Below are 482 nucleotides of genomic sequence, written 5' to 3'. Positions count from 1 at the left end.
GATGGCGCACGGTGCGCGACGGTCGGATGGTCGCCACCCGCAGGCTCCGGCTGAGACCGTCGACCCGGCGGAACACGAGGTCGATCCGACGCGCGCCGATCCCCCGCCGTTCCAGCTCGGCGCAGAGGTCCGTGAGAAGATGCTCGGTCACGCGGGCGAGCGTCTCGGGGGCGCCGATCGGATCGGCGAAGACGAGGCGCGCCATCGGCGCCTCCGGCCAGTCGAGATAGACGAGAGGCTCGAGCGCATGACCAAGGGCCTGATCGAGGCGCAGCCCGGGTTCGGGACCGAAGCGTAGACGCAGCGGCGCCCGCGGCATCTGCGTGAGCTGACCGATCCGCTCGATGCCGAGCTGCGCGAGACCGTCCGCGCTCTCGATGGCCAGGCGCAGGGCCTGTACCGGCAGGTCCACCAGCGCCGCGGCGTGCCCGCCCGGTGGCACCACGGGCTCGTGGGGCAGGAAGCGCGCCACGGCCCAGGCG

At 73.4% G+C, this 482-nt stretch carries 1 protein-coding gene; it reads right to left on the bottom strand.

The features are described 5' to 3' along the window. A partial coding sequence (locus tag O7A05_RS34130; protein ID WP_463152123.1) for a DNA polymerase Y subunit UmuC family protein occupies positions 1-482 on the bottom strand: 482 nt, incomplete at both ends.

The organism is Mesorhizobium argentiipisi (SeqCode) (assembly GCF_037179585.1).
In the GTDB taxonomy this organism is placed as follows: Bacteria; Pseudomonadota; Alphaproteobacteria; order Rhizobiales; family Rhizobiaceae; genus Mesorhizobium; species Mesorhizobium argentiipisi.
Note: the sequence above shows the minus strand (reverse complement) of the source record. Positions and strands in the feature narration are given on the sequence as shown.